Annotated in this window: 20 protein-coding genes; 14 read left to right on the top strand and 6 right to left on the bottom strand. The window is 62.5% G+C overall.

What is annotated here, in order from left to right; translation table 11 throughout:
* Positions 1 to 248: 248 nt before the first annotated feature.
* Together GRI32_RS07105 and GRI32_RS07100 are read left to right on the top strand one after the other, a co-directional pair.
* The gene (locus GRI32_RS07105; protein WP_160590707.1) at positions 249 to 1,532 is read left to right on the top strand and encodes an MFS transporter; all 1,284 of its coding nucleotides are present in this window, start codon (positions 249 to 251) and stop codon (positions 1,530 to 1,532) included.
* Complete coding sequence (locus tag GRI32_RS07100) at positions 1,529 to 1,909, top strand: nuclear transport factor 2 family protein (protein ID WP_160590706.1); 381 nt, start codon at positions 1,529 to 1,531, stop codon at positions 1,907 to 1,909. Before GRI32_RS07105 ends, GRI32_RS07100 begins: the two co-directional genes overlap by 4 nt.
* A gap of 28 nt (positions 1,910 to 1,937) precedes the next feature.
* Here the strand turns inward: GRI32_RS07100 and GRI32_RS07095 are convergent, their stop codons facing one another.
* Positions 1,938 to 3,296, bottom strand: a complete 1,359-nt coding sequence (locus GRI32_RS07095) for an MFS transporter (RefSeq protein WP_160590705.1) — start codon at positions 3,294 to 3,296, stop codon at positions 1,938 to 1,940.
* A 105-nt stretch (positions 3,297 to 3,401) separates the two neighbouring features.
* Between GRI32_RS07095 and GRI32_RS07090 the strand changes: the two genes are divergently transcribed.
* Positions 3,402 to 4,205, top strand: a complete 804-nt coding sequence (locus GRI32_RS07090; RefSeq protein WP_160590704.1) for a CmcJ/NvfI family oxidoreductase — start codon at positions 3,402 to 3,404, stop codon at positions 4,203 to 4,205.
* An 18-nt stretch (positions 4,206 to 4,223) separates the two neighbouring features.
* Here GRI32_RS07090 and GRI32_RS07085 read toward each other — a convergent pair whose 3' ends face one another.
* Complete coding sequence (locus GRI32_RS07085; RefSeq protein WP_237437432.1) at positions 4,224 to 4,733, bottom strand: hypothetical protein; 510 nt, start codon at positions 4,731 to 4,733, stop codon at positions 4,224 to 4,226.
* 33 nt (positions 4,734 to 4,766) lie between these two features.
* Complete coding sequence (locus GRI32_RS07080) at positions 4,767 to 5,945, bottom strand: FAD-dependent oxidoreductase (protein WP_160590702.1); 1,179 nt, start codon at positions 5,943 to 5,945, stop codon at positions 4,767 to 4,769.
* 129 nt (positions 5,946 to 6,074) lie between these two features.
* Between GRI32_RS07080 and GRI32_RS07075 the strand changes: the two genes are divergently transcribed.
* The 10 genes from GRI32_RS07075 to GRI32_RS07030 all read left to right on the top strand — a co-directional run bounded on the left by GRI32_RS07075 (position 6,075) and on the right by GRI32_RS07030 (position 13,749).
* Positions 6,075 to 7,307: a serine hydrolase domain-containing protein gene (locus GRI32_RS07075; RefSeq protein WP_160590701.1), complete on the top strand. Its 1,233-nt coding sequence runs from the start codon at positions 6,075 to 6,077 to the stop codon at positions 7,305 to 7,307.
* A gap of 23 nt (positions 7,308 to 7,330) precedes the next feature.
* The gene (locus tag GRI32_RS07070) at positions 7,331 to 7,729 is read left to right on the top strand and encodes a hypothetical protein (protein ID WP_160590700.1); all 399 of its coding nucleotides are present in this window, start codon (positions 7,331 to 7,333) and stop codon (positions 7,727 to 7,729) included.
* Positions 7,730 to 7,748: 19 nt separating this feature from the next.
* Positions 7,749 to 8,183, top strand: a complete 435-nt coding sequence (locus GRI32_RS07065) for a carboxymuconolactone decarboxylase family protein (RefSeq protein ID WP_237437431.1) — start codon at positions 7,749 to 7,751, stop codon at positions 8,181 to 8,183.
* Positions 8,183 to 8,674 (top strand): nuclear transport factor 2 family protein, encoded by a 492-nt coding sequence (locus GRI32_RS07060; RefSeq protein ID WP_160590699.1) that lies wholly within the window; start codon positions 8,183 to 8,185, stop codon positions 8,672 to 8,674. The genes GRI32_RS07065 and GRI32_RS07060 overlap by 1 nt, the downstream gene beginning before the upstream one ends.
* The gene (locus GRI32_RS07055; RefSeq protein ID WP_160590698.1) at positions 8,674 to 9,084 is read left to right on the top strand and encodes a nuclear transport factor 2 family protein; all 411 of its coding nucleotides are present in this window, start codon (positions 8,674 to 8,676) and stop codon (positions 9,082 to 9,084) included. The genes GRI32_RS07060 and GRI32_RS07055 overlap by 1 nt, the downstream gene beginning before the upstream one ends.
* 156 nt (positions 9,085 to 9,240) lie before the next feature.
* Positions 9,241 to 10,005, top strand: coding sequence for an SDR family NAD(P)-dependent oxidoreductase (locus GRI32_RS07050; protein WP_160590697.1), 765 nt, complete (start codon positions 9,241 to 9,243; stop codon positions 10,003 to 10,005).
* A 12-nt stretch (positions 10,006 to 10,017) separates the two neighbouring features.
* Entirely contained in the window at positions 10,018 to 11,163 is a 1,146-nt protein-coding gene (locus GRI32_RS07045; RefSeq protein WP_160590696.1) for a serine hydrolase domain-containing protein, read from the top strand.
* Positions 11,164 to 11,174: 11 nt separating this feature from the next.
* Positions 11,175 to 12,749 carry a phytoene desaturase family protein gene (locus tag GRI32_RS07040; RefSeq protein ID WP_160590695.1) on the top strand — a complete coding sequence of 525 codons (1,575 nt, stop codon included), beginning with the start codon at positions 11,175 to 11,177 and terminating at the stop codon, positions 12,747 to 12,749.
* Positions 12,746 to 12,964 carry a hypothetical protein gene (locus GRI32_RS07035; protein ID WP_160590694.1) on the top strand — a complete coding sequence of 73 codons (219 nt, stop codon included), beginning with the start codon at positions 12,746 to 12,748 and terminating at the stop codon, positions 12,962 to 12,964. Before GRI32_RS07040 ends, GRI32_RS07035 begins: the two co-directional genes overlap by 4 nt.
* On the top strand, positions 12,961 to 13,749 hold the full coding sequence (locus tag GRI32_RS07030; protein ID WP_160590693.1) for an SDR family NAD(P)-dependent oxidoreductase: 789 nt from the start codon (positions 12,961 to 12,963) through the stop codon (positions 13,747 to 13,749). Before GRI32_RS07035 ends, GRI32_RS07030 begins: the two co-directional genes overlap by 4 nt.
* 46 nt (positions 13,750 to 13,795) lie before the next feature.
* Here the strand turns inward: GRI32_RS07030 and GRI32_RS07025 are convergent, their stop codons facing one another.
* Positions 13,796 to 14,182, bottom strand: coding sequence for a hypothetical protein (locus GRI32_RS07025; RefSeq protein WP_160590692.1), 387 nt, complete (start codon positions 14,180 to 14,182; stop codon positions 13,796 to 13,798).
* 72 nt (positions 14,183 to 14,254) lie between these two features.
* Here GRI32_RS07025 and GRI32_RS07020 point away from each other — a divergent pair, with 72 nt between their 5' ends.
* Entirely contained in the window at positions 14,255 to 14,482 is a 228-nt protein-coding gene (locus GRI32_RS07020) for a hypothetical protein (protein WP_160590691.1), read from the top strand.
* Here the strand turns inward: GRI32_RS07020 and GRI32_RS07015 are convergent, their stop codons facing one another.
* Positions 14,483 to 15,373, bottom strand: a complete 891-nt coding sequence (locus GRI32_RS07015) for an NAD(P)-dependent oxidoreductase (protein ID WP_160590690.1) — start codon at positions 15,371 to 15,373, stop codon at positions 14,483 to 14,485.
* A complete protein-coding gene (locus GRI32_RS07010) occupies positions 15,370 to 16,170 on the bottom strand; it encodes an N-acyl homoserine lactonase family protein (RefSeq protein WP_160590689.1) in 801 nt (266 codons plus the stop codon). The genes GRI32_RS07015 and GRI32_RS07010 overlap by 4 nt, the downstream gene beginning before the upstream one ends.
* Between the last annotated feature and the right edge of the window lie 32 nt (positions 16,171 to 16,202).

Genomic DNA, 16,202 nt, shown 5'->3' with positions numbered 1-16,202 from the left:
AGCATGCCAGACTCGCAAAGAAGCCGACCGTCTCCTCTCCCTGTGTGCATCTCTAGCTGTAGTTTGGGTCGGAGCAAGGGCATCTAGGCAGAAAACCATTCCATTGCGTGGCCATTGTCGTAATCAAGCAACACAAAAAGCACCGGTTTCAGCAGCAATCGCATAGCCAGATTGACCAATGTTGCGCTTGCACAACAGGTCCAAATGGCTGAAACTCGGCCATAAACGTTCATTGGGGAGGGAAATTCATGAGCGAAAACAAGGGGACCAAATTTCCCAGAGGCTATGAGCTGACAGTCTTGCTGCTGTTGGGTCTGGCCTATGGCTTTGCCTATTTCGATCGCATGTCCATGACCTTCCTTGGCCCTGCGGTGCAGGCCGACATGGGCCTGAGCAATGAACAACTGGGCTGGCTCGGCTCCGGCCTGTCGCTGACCTGGGCGCTGGGCGCCTATTTCGTGGGCCGCTGGTCCGATCTGATCGGCCGGCGCAAACCGTTCCTGATTGCGGCGCTGGTGATCTTCTCCTTCTGCTCGATGATGTCCGGCCTGGCGTGGAGCTTCGGTTCGCTGCTGGCCAGCCGGATCGTGATGGGCGCGGCGGAGGGGCCGTTCCTGCCCATCTGCCTGGCGATCATGGTCGCCGCCTCGGCAGAAAGCCGCAAGGGCCTGAACGCGGGCATCGTCCAGAACGTGTTCGGTTCGATCATCGGCACAGCGCTCGCCCCTATCGTGCTGGTGCGCATCGCCGAGGCCTATGACTGGCGGATGGCCTTCTTCCTGGCCGGTGTGCCCGGCCTGATCCTGGCCGCCATCATCTGGCGCAAGATTTCAGAGCCGGAGCCTGATCCCGCAACGGTGGCCGCCCGCAAATCCGCTGCATCGCTGGGCATTGGCGCACTGGTAATGCGCGAACTGCGCGAAATGCGCTCGCTCATGGCCACCCGCAATATCCTGCTGTGTGCGATCGTCAGCATCTTCGGGGTGGGCACGGTGGTGATCGGATCGATCTTCATGCCGCTCTACCTTGATGGCCCGCGCGGCATCGCTCCTGCAACATGGAGCAACATCATGGCCACCATCGGTTTCTCGCCGGCAGCGGGCGCGGTGCTGGCTGGCCTGCTTTCAGAGCGCGTGGGACGCAAGCCTGCGCTGGTGCTGTTCGTATCGCTGATGATGATCGCGCCCGCCACATTGCTGTGGGTGCAGGGTCCCGCGCCCATGCTCGCGGCGCTACTGTTTGTCAGCTGGATGGGCCTTGGCTCCTTCCCCCTGTTCATGGGCATCATCCCGGCGGAAACGCTGGGCCGTGTGCGCGCCGCCACCGCCATGGGCGCGGTTGTGGCGGTGGGAGAGATCTTCGGCGGCTTTGCCCTGCCACCTATCACCGGGCGGCTGGCAGACAGCTACTCGCTCGACGTGGCGCTGTATGTGCAACTGGGGCTGGCCGCGCTGGGCGGCCTGGTGGCGCTGTTCGTGGCCGAAACCAATCCGCGCATACTGGCGCGCAAGACAGAAGGAATGGCTGCATGAGCTTCGATCCGGAAAAGACAGCGCTTGCCTATCTGGAATGCGTGCGCGCGCTCGATACCAAGGCCATGCTGGGCTATTTCGCCGAGGGTGCGAAAATCTGGCTGCCGGGGCAGGGATGGATGGAGCCATCGCAGCTGGCGGCGCTGCTGGATGGCGCGCGCTCACTGCTGGTGGACGGCATTCGCTTCACCCATCAGGGCACGCTGATCGATGGCAACAACGTGGTGGTGATGACCGCCTGTGACAGCCCGCTGATCAGGGGCGGTTCTTATGTGAACGACTTCTGCTTCGTCTTCACCTTCGATGAAGACGGCAAGATCGCCCGCATGCGCGAATATACCGACAGCGGCCCCGCCGTGGCCGCCTTCCACTCCTGACCGCCCGGAACGGTTCTGACAGCCCTCGCTAGCGTCCCGGCTCTACCCGCCGTGCGCGGTTGAAGGTCAGGGCTGACAGGATCGCCGGAACCGCCATCACTGCGCAGACTGCGGCCACGCTCATGCTGATGTCGATGGTGGCAAAGCCAAGGTCGAGCGGGGCCTCGCGCGTGCCCAGCAGTGCGCCGCCCACGATCGGTCCGAAGATCGATCCCACGCGGCCCGCCGTGGTGGCAAAGCCCAGCCCGGTGGCGCGCAGATAGGGCGGGAAGGCATAGGCAATCGTCAGCCAGTTGGCGACGGCGGAGCCGAACAGCGCCGCGCCCATCAGCGGGGCGATGATCAGCAGCGCACCGGGATTGCCCACGAACATGCCGAACAGGGTGATCAGTATGGCCAGGCTGACCATCGTCAGCCACATCATCCGTTTCACGCCCACCACGCCGCAGAAGAAGCCCGCGGACAGGCCGCCGATGATCCCGCCATAGGAAACCCACGCCGAATAGCGCGCGCCCAGCGCGTCAGACGCGCCTGCCTCTGCCACCAGCGGCGGTCCCCAGTTGATGATGAAATACCAGGCGAACATGTTCAGCGCATGGGCGATGAACAGTTTGAAGATCAGCTCGTTTCGGTGAACCGGTTGGAGGATTTCGCTCAGCGCGGTGGAGCCTTCGGTCGAATCCTGCGGGCGCGGCGGAAGCTGTGAAATCTCCGGCACGCGCATGCGTCGCAGAACCTTGTTGGTGGTTTCCAGCGCGCCCTTGGGCTGGCGCGTCAGCAGGAAGTCGAGGCTTTCGGGCAGCCAGATGAAGGCGATCGGGAACAGGATGGCAGACAGCGATCCGCCCACCCAGAAGATACCGCGCCAGCCATAGGTGTCGAGCACCGCCACCGCGACATAGGCACCGATGATGGTCCCCACGGGATAGGCCGCCGCCACCGCGCTGGTGGCAAATTCGCGCCGCTTCTGGCTGGCATATTCCAGCGCCAGAGTGCCTGCGGTGCTGGTCATCCCGCCAATGCCGATGCCAGTGATCAGGCGGCCCGTCGCCATCACCAGGAAGCCGTCAGACCCGGCGGATATCGCCATGCCGATGCTCATGAACAGCAGGCAGATCAGCATCGCCGGGCGGCGGCCCCACTGGTCCGCCACCGGCGATACGCCCAGCGCGCCCACCGCCATGCCGACCAGGTTCATGGCCAGCAATGTGCCCAGCGCAGCATCGCTCATGCCCCATTCGGTCTTCAGCGCGCTGCCTGCCTGCGCCAGTGCCAGAATGTCATACCCGTCGATCATGTTGATCAGCACGCACAGCGCCACCACGCCGTATTGCTTCAGGTTCATCGGACGCTCGCGCATCACGATACGCGGATCGACTACGTGCATGGCCCCTTGGCCTCCCTCTCCCATGCCGCTCGATGGCGGCTTGCACGCAAGGCTATGGTGCTAAATAAGGTCCGTCAAAAGAATAAGACCGCCAAGGATGCCAGCATGACCCACACCCAGACCCGCGACGTGCAAACCACGATGAAATATGTCGTGCGCGGCGAGAAGGCGACTTTCTATGCGGGCGACCGCGAGCGCAGCTATTGGCCCGGAGACGAGCGGCAGATCACGATTCACGACCTGCGCCCGCACTCAGAAGAGCTGGCGCTGGAGCGCAACGGCTTCGTGCTGGTGGACCGGTCCAGCGGCATTGCCGACTATACCGATGCAGACCAGCTGGCCACCTATTGCCGCCAGACCGAGGCACTGGTGCAAGCGCTGACCGGGGCGGACAAGGTGGTCAGCTTCGGCCCGATCATCCGCACCAGTGCCAGTGGCACCCACGGCCACAACCAGCCCGCATTCGGCGCCCATGTCGATTACGGCGCACGCACCGTGGCCGACTACACGCGCGACCTGCTGCCTGCGGAAGAGGCAGAGCGGCGGCTGGCGAAGCGGCACATGCTGATCAACGTCTGGCGGCCGATCCTGCCGGTCGAAAGCGCCCCGCTGGCCCTGTGCGATGCGCGCACGGTGACGCGTGACGACCTGTTCGACAGCGAGATCATCGGCGGCCTCGGCGGCGCATCGCGCTCGCTATGGGGCTTCAACCTGGCCTACAATCCGGAGCACAAATGGTACTGGGTGCCGCAGATGCAGCCGAGCGAGGCGCTGGCCTTCAAGCTGTTCGACTCCGAGCGCGACGCGGTGCAGTTCACCGCGCACTCCGCCTTTCAGGATACCACCGCGCTGGCTGGAGCCGCCCCTAGGCAGAGCGTGGAGCTGCGGACGATTGCGTATCTGGATTGATCCGAAGTATCCGGATACTCATTGATTGGCGATAAATTCCAGCAACAGCGGATCGCAGACCGGGTCGGATTCGGCGATGATAAGTTGCAACAGCTCGGCAATGTCAGCGTCGCGCAAATATTGCCGAGACAGAGTGATGCTTGGCGTTTCCTCAGCGTCCTGAAACAGAAACACTGCTTCGAATGGGTTCATGCCATGGGTGCCAACCTCAGCGACCAGTGCGGAAAAATCGCCAAGACCAACTGCGATCTCGGATTTTTCTGAGCGGTTGAAGCCAACTTTCCGCCAACATACAAAATCCTCATCAACGCGCACGCGGTAGTTTTTGTGCGCGAATTGCATGATCACCAAATATGTCGAAAAAATACCGCAAATAATCAAAAAGTCGGCGAGCCACTTTTCAGAAATTGCACGATTCATGAACAGAGGCAGGATATACATCAGCATGAATAATGTGATGATTATCAAACCGATGACGAGCCTTTGGTAGAGCATTCTGGGCGGGGTTTTGGTAGAGTAAATGATCATTCAGCAGCCCTAATCTGAACCTTTGGAAAGCCATCACCGCTCCGCCGGACTGGTCGTCTCCAGCCCTTTGGTGAACATCAGCCGCTCGCGGCAATAGTCGGGATCGTTCTGCATCCGGCGCATTCCGGCCACGGCATCCTGCAATTTCGCATCATCGCCGCGGAAGGCGTGGAACAGGAAGTCCTTGTAGTGGATCGCCATCGGGCTGGTCTTGTCCAGGAACACGTCGCGCCGTTCCTTGGCCCACACGTCCAGCAGCGCCGGGTCCGCGCCTTCCAGCACCACGGCGGCCAGCGTGGGCCACAGCGCATAGCTGTCAAACAGGCCGGTGGTCAGGCCAAAGCCGCCGGTGGGGTTGGTGACATGCGCGCTGTCACCCGCCAGCAGCACGCGGCCCTTGCGGAAGGTGGAGGCGCAGCGCTGGTGCATCTTGTAAGGCGCGGCGCTGGACAGGCGGTAGCCATCCTTACCGGGTAGCAGGTGCTCGTAAGCGGCGGGCAGGCGGTCGAGATAGGTCTCCTCCGGCAGTGAGGCATCTTCCATATAGGTGCAGCGCCACAGGCCATCGCGGGCGATGATCACGATCACCGCGCCCCATTTCTCGTCCACCACCATGGTGGAGAGGCCATAACCAGCGCCGGCAAAGTCATGATAGACATTGGTGGCAACGAAGCGCTCCGGCCAGGTGAAGCCATCGAATGTCAGGCCCAGGCACCCGCGCACCGTGCTGCCCGCGCCATCTGCGCCCACCACATATTTGGCGCGCAATTCCTCACCACCTGCCAGCGTAACCGTTACTCCGGCGTCGTCCTGCGCCAGCGTCTCCACCCTTGCGCCAAAGCGGATCTCGGCATTGGATAGCTTCTCCAGCCGCGCCCTGGCGATTCCGGCCAGCACGTCCTGACCCATGTTGATGTTGTAATTGAACGGGGTGACATCGCCCAGCACATCCAGCCGGTAGCGGATGTGCTCGTCCGTGCGCTTGATCAGCCAGGTATAGTCATCCTTCACGATGCCGGTGGCCTCGGCCTCCTCGCGAATGCCCAGCCGCTCCAGCCCGTCCAGCAGCGACCAGTGATAGACCGCCGCACGCGGGCTATCGATAATGGTATCGCCCGCTTCCAGCAGCAGCACGTCGCAGCCCGCCTGCGCCAGACCCAGCGCGGTGAGGAAGCCGGTTGGCCCGCCGCCCGCGATAATCACATCATGCATCACACTCTCCCGGCGCATATCATGGCCGATTGCAATTGAAGCTGCAAAGCCACTTTCGCATGTGGACTCACTTCCCTAGTTGTAACGTACGTTAGAGTCGCAAAGACCACGATATTGGGGAGATACGGTTTGTCGCAGGCGGAATTCAGCGAAACGATTGAGGCACGCGGCGGGAGCTTCCCGCTGAAGGGCCGCTATGATGAACGTTTCCGCCCGGCCGTGGACGCCTTCATCGAGAATTTCCGCGAAGAGGAGGAGCTGGGCGCGGGCTGCTCTGTCGTCATCGATGGCGAGACCGTGGTCGACCTTTGGGGCGGCTGGGCCAATTCCGCCCGCACGCAGCAATGGGACGAGCATTCCACCGTCTGCATGATGAGTGTGGCCAAGGGCGTGACCGGCATTGCCTTCAACATGTGTGTCGATGCCGGGCTGATCGATATCGACAAGCCGGTGGCGCATTACTGGCCGGAGTTCGCGCAGAATGGAAAAGAGGACATCCTCGTGCGCTGGTGCCTCGATCACCGCGCGGGCATTCCGGTGCTGACCACGGACACCATGTATCCCGGCGGCTTCTTCGATTTCGATGCCTATATCCATGCGCTGGAAGTGCAGGAGCCGTTGTGGCAGCCGGGCACGCGCGCGGCCTATCACGTGCATAATCAGGGCTTCCTGCTGGGAGAGATCATGCGCCGGGTCACGGGCAAGACCGTGGGGCCGTTCCTGCGCGAAAAGGTTACCGGGCCGCTGCATGCGGAATACAACATTGGCGGAATGGATGCGGCTGAACAGAGCCATGTCGCCGAAGTCCTGCCCAACACCGGCGCGCGGCTGTTCGCGGCCAAGGACCAGGCGGTGCCGGACAAGCCGACCACGCCCGAAGGCTGGCAGGATGGCGCGGTGCTGCGCAGCTTTGCCTTCCTGCAGAACCCGTCCGAACCATGGCACGCCACGATGAACTCGCCGCGCTGGCGCGAAGTGGAGATCGCCAGCGGATCGGGCCACGGCAATGCGCGGGGCGTGGCGCGCATCTATGGCGCGGCCACGGGCGAGGTGGACGGCATTTCACTGCTGTCGAAGAACCAGCTCGAAGCGATGATTACCGAACAGCACAACCAGATGGAGCTGCTGCAGGACCGGCCTTATCACCAGGCGCTGGGTGTGCTGCTCAACACCCCGGAAGCAGTCTATATGGGGCCCAACATGCGCAGCTTCGGCCATCACGGCCTTGGCGGATCGATCGGCTTTGGCGATCCTGACGCGAAGCTCGGCTTCTCATACTGCTGCAACCAGATGCATGCCGTGGGCGATAACGGCCCGCGCGCAAGGCGGCTGATTGATGCGGTTTACGGGGTGATCGGATGAAGGGCTTGGCCAGGTTCGCACGAATGGCGCCATTTGCGGTCGTCGTCTCTGCTGTGACCATCGGCGCGCAAATGCTGTATGATGGCTGGCAAACCAGGAAACTCGAAACCGAAAACGCTGCGGGCATTGAAAGGACGAGGGTCTTTGTTGGTCAGGCCCAGGCCTGCTACAATACCATTTGTGTTGCTGGGTTCCCGGAGAATGCGGCCTGCAGGCAGGCGATGGGTCTCCTCGGCGGCTCAGCCTTCATCAGCCCAGCAGATTCCGTGAACAATCTGCAGGGGCGTATCGCCTTGTTTCGCGCCTATTCCAAATGGCTGGAGGGGAGAGCCGGGGTCTCGGCGATGGGGCATTCTGTTTGCGGGCAGGACGTCGAATATTTCCACCCATTTGACGATGCAGCCGATCTCCGGCTGCAATGAGGATTTGAGGATAGACACAATGAGTGACACGAAGAACCCTTCCGAAATGACCGGCGCCGAAATGTTCGAACGCGGCATGACAATCCGCCGCGAGGTTCTGGGCGATGCCTATGTGAACAAGGCGACATCCAATCCCAATCCTTTCAACGCGCCGCTGCAGGAACTGGTCGCCACCTATTGCTGGGGCTGGAACTGGGGACGCGAGGAAGAGCTTCCGCGCCGGGATCGCAGCCTCATCAACCTGGCCATGATCGCGGTGCTGGGCCGCAGCCACGAACTGAAAATCCACACACGCGGTGCACTGAACAATGGGCTGACGCGGGAGGAAATCCGCGAAGTTCTGCTGCAGGTGGGCATCTATGCCGGCATCCCGGCGGCAGTGGACAGCTTCCGCATCGTCAATGAAGCCTTTGCTGAAATCGATGCCGAAGCCCAAGCTGGGGGAGCCGAGTGATGAAGGACAAGAAACGCCTGCTGATCGAGCATGAATGCGGCAAACTGCCGCTGCTGTTCGCCAGATATGCCGATAACGGCGATCACGCCGCGCTGGCCGAACTGTTCACGCAAGACTGCATACTGGCGCGGCCGTTCCAGCCCGATCACCCCTATCACGGGCGTGACCGCGTGCAGGCGATCTTCCGTGACCGCCCGCCGATACTGGTGCGCCACATCGTCACCAATGTGCTGGTGGAGGTGATCTCCGAGAACGAGGCGCGCGGGACCAATTACCTGACCATGCTCTCCAGCCACGAAGGCACCACGCCGCCGCAGCCATCGGGCGCGATCTATGTCGGCGGGTTCGAGGATCACTATGTGAAGACCGAGGGGACATGGAAGTTCATGAGCCGGTATGGAATGGTGGCGCTGCATCAGGGCGGCGCCATGCCCAATATTCCGGCCCCGTCGGATGCTGCCCGTGGTTTGGGCGAAGAGGAGTTGAAGTGATGGTCAAGGCCGCAAATGCAAACGAACAGCTGGTGCTCGATTTCTTCGAAGTCCTGTCCTCCGGCGATCTGGAGAAGCTGCGCGGCTTCTATCACGATGACAGCGTGTGGGAGCCAAAGGTGAAGGACATTGCCGGTGCCGGAAAGCACATCGGCATGGACATCATCGACAAGTTCCTGGCCCCCGTGCGCGGCATGTTCAACCCTGGCGATCCCAAGGTTCATGTGCACAACATGTTTTCGCGCGACGGCTGGGTCTGCGTGGAGAGCAACTCCACCGGCGGCCTTCCCGACGGCAAGGTCTATGACAATGACTATTGCTGGGTGTTCGAGATATCGAACGGCAAGATCGACAAGATGCGCGAATATATGGACAGCCATTACACCGCCAAGCTCTTCGGGATGGACTGACTTATGCCGCTCTGCGCCCGAAACCGGCCTGCAAATCGCGACTTTCTGAGCTTCCGGTGCTCACGGCCCGAAAAGGCCGCTGCGCGCCGGTTCTCGAAACCCACAATTTTCGGCCCGGTCTGGGGCACAGATCGACACAAGTCTGGAGCTCAATAAATGGCGCGTACTGCCAATCGATTCGATGGTCAGCCGATCCTGATCTCCGGCGCCGGACGCGGTCTTGGTGAGGGGATTGCGAAACACCTCGCATCCGAAGGCGCGATTGTCGGCGTGGCGGATATTCACGGGGAATCCGCGTTCGAAGTGGCCAATGCCATCATTGACGCGGGCGGCCGGGCCTTCAGCTATGGCGCCGATTGCGGCAGCCGCGATGCCTTCTTCCAGCTGGCAGAGGACTTCGCGAAGGATGCAGGGCCGCTGCGCGCGGTGATCAACAATGCATCGGTGCTGGTGTACGAACCGATCGAGCAGGTGACCGAGGAAACGCTCGACACCATGCTGTCGGCAGGACTGAAAAGCGTGTTCTGGGGCGTGCAGGCCTTCCTTGCCCACCGCGATGAGAGTGCGCAGGGCAATATCCTCAATTACTCCAGCCCCGTCGCCTATCGCGGACGGCCGGGCACCGGCGCCTACACCACGATCAAGGCGGGCATTGCCGGCCTCACCAAGGTGCTGGCGGGCGAACTTGGCCCGCGGAACATCCGCGTCAACGCCATCGCGCCGGGCAGCGTGCCGACGCCTGCTACGCAAGGCTTCGTCACCGCCGAACAATATGAGCAGAGGGCGAAGAACATCCCGCTGCGCCGCAACGGCACGGTGCCCGACGTAGCGCAGGCAGTGGCCTTCCTGCTCAGCGACGAGGCATCATTCATCAACGGGGCAATGCTGGCTGTAGATGGCGGCATCATCGCTGCCGGATAGGGAAAGAATATCATGGGTGCAGTTTGGCAGGAACGTCTGGATCATCTCAAAACGGTGATCGAGCAGGACATCGCGCGCGGCGATTATTACGGCGCAGTGCTGCAAATCGGGCGCGGCGGCGTGGTGGTGTTCGATGAAGCGATCGGCGCGCAGGATGCGGCGGGCACAAAGCCGCTGGTGAAGGACAACGTGTTCTCGCTGTTCTCCGTCACCAAGGCCTTCACCAATGTGCTGATCATGAAGGCGATTGAGGAAGGCCGCTTTGCGCTGACCACCAAGGTGCGCGACGTGCTGCCGGAATTCACCGGCATCCCGCGCCAGGAAGCCACGTTCTATCACCTGCTGACCCACACGGCGGGCATGCCGGGTGTGTGGAGCCCCAAGCCGGGCATGTATCTGGACCGGCTGGAGGAGCTTTACGACGAGAGCATCGCCAACGTCCACGGGGCCACCCCGCCGGGTGAGCGCTGCGATTATTCGCCGCTGGTCAACCACGTGCTGATGGGCACGGCACTGGTGCGCACCGATGCCAGGGGCCGCAATTACCAGACGCTGCTGCATGAAGACCTGTTCGCGCCACTGAAGATGAACTCCACCAGCATGGGCCTGCGTACCGATCTTCATCCGCGCCACGTGAAGCCAGACATGCGCGGCACCGTTCCGATCAAGCATCTGTCGCGCAATATCGAAGGCGATCATGCGCTGTTCGAGGACCCTGCCGTGGAGGCGCCGCATGTCGGCTGCGCGTCGACCACCGGCGATTTGTGGCGCTTTGCCGAAATGCTGCGGCGCGAGGGTGAGCTGGAGGGCACACGCCTCCTCTCCCCGCGCATGATCCGCCTGGCGCGCAAGGTGCACACCGGCGACATGCCGAACGAGCTTTACCGCGCAGTGGCCCTGCGCGCCGGGTGGGACGTTCCGCCGGGCAATCAGGGACTGGGCTTCCAGGTGCGCGGCACCGGCGTGTTCCACCACCTGTTCGGCCAGCTCGCCAGTCCGGAGACATTCGGCAATTACGGCGCGGGCAGCACGCTGTTCTGGGTCGACCCGGAAGCCGACGTCAGCTTCTCCTTCCTCAGCGCGGGCGTGATGACGCAGGCGGCCAATATCGTGCGCTGCCAGAAACTCTCCGACATCGCGCTGTCGGCCTGCCTTTAAGGGATTATTGCATGTCAGACGCAGATATCATTGTCATCGGATCGGGCCATAACGGGCTTGTCGCCGCCGCCTATCTGGCGGTTGCTGGCAAGAGCGTGCTCGTGCTGGAACGCAATGAATGGCACGGCGGCGGCGTGGTGACGCGTGAGCTGACCCGGCCCGGCTTCCATCACGATCAGCATTCGATGAGCCACATCTTCATCCAGGGCAATCCGCTGCTGTTGAATGACGAGCTGGGGCTGAAATCGAAATACGGCCTGAAATATCTCTTCCCCGAAGTGCCGATGATGAGTGTGTGGGAGGATGGCGCCACCCTGCCGCTCAACCGCGATCCGCACAAATCCGCCGAAGCCATTCGTCACTTCAGCGAGAAGGACGCCAGGACCTTCCTCGAAATGAGCCGTCAGGCGGCTGAATGGCTGCCGATGATTCAGGCGGGGCTGTATTCGCCGCCCATGCCGGTGGGCGCGCAGACCGCGATGATGGACCAGTCCGCCGAGGGGCGGGAGATCATGCGAACCATGGCCGTCAGCACGTTCGACCTGATGGATGAGCTGTTCGAGCATGAGAAGGTGAAGGCGCATTTCGGCCGCGTGGCGGGTGAAAACCTCGTCAGCCCGGATGAAAAGGCCACCGGTATCGGCGCCTATGTCTTCCTCGGCTTCCTCGAGAAATTCGGCTTCGGCGTGCCCGTTGGCGGCTCCGGTTCGCTCACCAATGCGCTGATCGCCTGCATCGAGGATCACGGCGGCAAGGTGGTCAATAATTCGCAGGTGCGCGAGATCGTCTCCGATGGCAGCCGTGCCACCGGCGTGGTGCTCGACAATGGCGATCGCCTGTCTGCCAATGATGGCATTATCGGCGCGATCCATCCGCATGTGCTGCCCGACATGGTGCCCAGCCTGCCCGCGAACGTGGCGAAGAACGCGCGGCGCACGCATATCACCGATGCCGCCTGCTTCACCGTCCATGCCGCGCTCGACGCGCCGATGAAGTTCAAGGCGAAGGATGCGCAGGGCGGCGAGCTGTCGGCGGTTATGTATGAGCTGATGCCCGATAGTTATGAGGACATGCGCCGCGCATTCGACGAGCTGCGCTATGGCAATTTCTCCCCCACGCCGCTGGTGGGTGTGGGCCAGCTGACCCAGCATGACCCCAGCCGCGCGCCCGATGGCAAGGCCATCTTCCACGCCTGGGATTACGTGCCCTATGCTCGCAAGGATGGCCGCAACTGGGATGAGGCCAAGGGCGAATTCGCCGAGAAGATGATCGCCCGCATGGGGGATTTCATCGAGAATGTGCCTGACATCGTGCTCGATTATCACTGCGATTCACCGGTCGATATGGAGCGCACATCGCCCAGCTTCTTCCGCGGCGACCTGCACGGCATTGCCACCACCACCTACCAGTCCGGATCGCACCGCCCCACGCCGGAACTGGGCCAGTACCGCGTGCCGGGCGTGGACCGCCTCTATCTGGTCGGCCCGTTCCAGCATCCCGGCGGCGGCGTGTTCGGCGCAGGCCGCGCCACGGCAATGGTGATGGCCGAGGATATCGGCGTCGATTTTGACGAGATCCGCATATGAAGATCTACGCCGCCGACAAGTCCGAGCTGATGCAGGTCAGCAAGATCGAGCGCAAAGGCAATGATCTGGTGCTGAAGGGCAAGGTCTATGGCACCATGCCGATGACCGCCACGCTCACGCCCGAACAGGCGAAAGAGGCGATGAAGTTGCTGACGCCAAAGCTGATCCTGTTCCTGCTCACCATGCCCTTCCGCAAGTCAAAGGCTGCCAAATGACCAAACGCCACGTGGGAAATTCCGTCATCGTTACCGGTGCTGCCGGGGCAATCGGCTATGCCACCTGCGAAATCCTCGCCCGCGAAGGGGCCGAAGTGCTGATGGTGGACATCGCCGCAGACCGGCTGGAGAAATGCGGCCATGTGCTGCGGGCCAAGGGCTATCACGTCATCACCCATGTCGCCGATTGCGCCGATGAGGCCGCCGTCGAAGGGTATGCCAAGGCGGCGATGGAGGCGTTCGGCAAGATCGACGGCTTCTTCAACAATGCCGGGATCGAGGGCGATCTGGCCCCCACCCATGAATATGACATCGCCATGTTCGACAAGGTCCTGCACGTGAATTTGCGCGGCATGTTCCTGGGCCTTCGCTTCGTGCTTCCGCACATGGTCGCCGCTGGAAAGGGCGCGGTGGTCAACACCGCCAGCATCGGTTCCGAACGCGGACTGGCGGGCGCCTGCGCCTATAATGCCACCAAGCACGGCGCGGTCGGCCTGACCCGCACGGCGGCATCCGAAGTGGCGCAAAAGGGCGTGCGGGTGAACTGCGTGATGCCCGGCGTGATCGAGACCCCGCTGCTCGTGGGCATGCTGGAACAGATGTTCGACAGCGTGGAAGCGGGCATGAAGAAGCTGGGCGAAGTGGCCACGCTCAACCGTGTTGGCCAGCCACCTGAAGTCGGCAATGTGGTCAGCTTCCTGCTCAGTGACGAAGCCAGCTACGTCAACGGCGCCAAGTGGGAAATCGACGGCGGCGCGCTGGCGACGATCCGCAACGATATTTGAGCAATTTTCTGCACAGGGCGGCGCGTCAGCTTGGGCAGGCGCCTTCCTAGAGCCGGGAGACCACGAAATTGGCCAGGTGGGCGCGGCCATGGGCGATGGCGGTGCAGGCGATGGTCGATACTTCCTCGTTGGCGTAATAGATCTGGCACGTGCCGCGCGCCTCCACCTGTTCGCCATTGCGCCCGGCGATGCTGGTCACGGTCATCCGGTCGCCTTCGAATGTGCCGGAAAAGCGCATCCTCACGCCCCAGCTTCGCGATGCAAAAACGATCCCCTTGTCATCCACGGTCACTCTGTTGCAGGTGACCAGATTGTCGCCTTCGGCCCGCTCGCGAAGGGTTTCGGGATAAAGGCATGTTCCATCGAACTGGCCGGTCAGCGGCGCGCCAGGATCGAACTGTGCGGCAATAAGGGTGAGCAGGGCGGCCAGCATGGGGGCGACTCCAGAATTGCGGAACAAACATCATTATCCGGCAGTTTAGGAGGCAAAGCAAAGGAGCCCAACATGATTGGCAAGATTTTCGGCGCTGTCGCAGGCGCACAGGCATCCAAATTCACCCGCAGCATTGGCGGAACAGGCGGCGCGGTTCTGGGCATGATCGCCGTGCCCGTGCTGCGCAGAATGCGCATCGGAACGATAGTGGCGCTTGGCGCAGGCGGCTATGTGGCCAAGAAGCTGATCGACCGCAAACGGCAGGATGAGGCTGCCGCGCCAACTCCGCCTGCGGAGTGATCAGCCGCAGTCAGGGTCCAGCCCGGCGGCTTCCTCCACCACCTTGGCGATGGCGGTAAAGTCGGCGTCCGGCCCTTCGCGTTCCAGCGTGCGTTCAAGGTAATCCTGCACGATCCTGCCCAGTGGCAGGGGCACGCCAGCTGCGGCGGCCTCATCCATCAGCAGCTTTGTGTCCTTCAGGCTGAGCGCGGCGGCAAAGCCGAAATCGAACGTGCGCGGCAGCACGGAACGTGGCCATTTGTCGCGCGTGGCGGAATTGATGCCGGTGGACTGGTTGAGCACGTCGATCATCCGCGCAGGGTCCAGCCCGGCCTTGATGCCAAAGGCCATGCCTTCCGCCGTCACCCCGATGGCGACCGCGCCCAGCAGATTGTTGACCAGCTTCATCGTCTGGCCGGAGCCGGGCGTTTCGCCCATGTGCGTGGGCTTGCCGATCGCTTCCAGCAGCGGACGCAGAAGCTGATATTCCTCCTCAGGACCGCCGACCATGATCGAGATCGTGCCGTCCACCGCACCCTTGATCCCGCCCGATACCGGCGCATCGAAACAGGCGACGCCCTGCGGGGTCAGCGCGGCGGAAAGGTCCTGCGCCAGCTGCGGTCCGGAAGTGGACAGGTCACAGAAGATCGAAGGCTTGCCGCGTGAGAAGATGCCGTCCGGCCCCAGCACCGCATCGCGCACGATGGCGGGGGTGGGCAGGCTGGTGAAAACGATGTCGCAACGCTCACCCAATGCGGCGGTTGATCCGGCTGCCTGGGCGCCCTTTGCCACCAGCGCGGCAATTGCCTCATCCGAAAGGTCATGCACCAGCAGCGTGTGGCCGGTCTTGAGCAGATTGGCGGCCATGGGCGCGCCCATGCGGCCCAGTCCCAGAAATCCGATAGTCGTCATAATGCCTCCAAAGCCGCAGCAACGGGCCTATGCGGCGGCAGGTCGACGCGGGCAATATCGTTGTGCGAAGGAAAGCACGCCAGCACCAGCGGATCATGGCCGGGAATGACGTGATCGAGCGATCCGCCCGCCAGTTCCATCACCCGCTGCTGCGCGCGGCCATAGTCCGCCTCATCAATGAAAATGGGGAATGGCAGCCTGCGGGTGATATTGGCGTAGAGATGCGCGGCATCGCTGGCCAGGATCACCGTTCCGCGCGACGTGTCGCAGGCGACAACCTGCAACCCCGCCGTATGGCCATGGGCGAGGTGAAGGCGGATGCCGGGGGCGAACTCCTCGTCCCCCTCATGAAACACCACGCGGTCGGCGTATAATTTGCGCACCAGCTGCGCCACCGGCTCCCCATCGAAAGGTGCGCGCACGCCGTGGTCGCAGACGTGACGGCTGGTGGCGAAGGCCAGTTCGGCATCCTGCACGTGGAAGCGGGCGTTGGGGAAATCCTCCATCCCGCCGGCATGATCGTAATGCAGGTGGGTCAGGATCACATCGGTCACGCCCAGCCGGTCCACGCCTGCATCGCGCAGGGACTTGCGGATAGGGCGGGTAATTTCCCGCCCCCGCGCCGCTGCCGCCGCCGCCCCGAAACCGGTATCGACCACCACTGGCGGCAAGCCTTCGCGATGGATCGCCCAGACATAATAATCCAGCGGCATGGGCAGGTCATGATCGTCCACCGGCGCGGTGAAATTGGCCGCGGCGGTGCGTTCATGCCGGGCATAGCGGATCGCCTGAATCATGGTGACCGGAGCTGATTCAGGCGATCCCACTA

Source organism: Alteraurantiacibacter aestuarii, assembly GCF_009827405.1.
GTDB lineage: Bacteria > Pseudomonadota > Alphaproteobacteria > Sphingomonadales > Sphingomonadaceae > Alteraurantiacibacter > Alteraurantiacibacter aestuarii.
The sequence above is the reverse complement of the archived record's forward strand: the minus strand, read 5'-3'. Positions and strand labels throughout refer to the sequence as shown.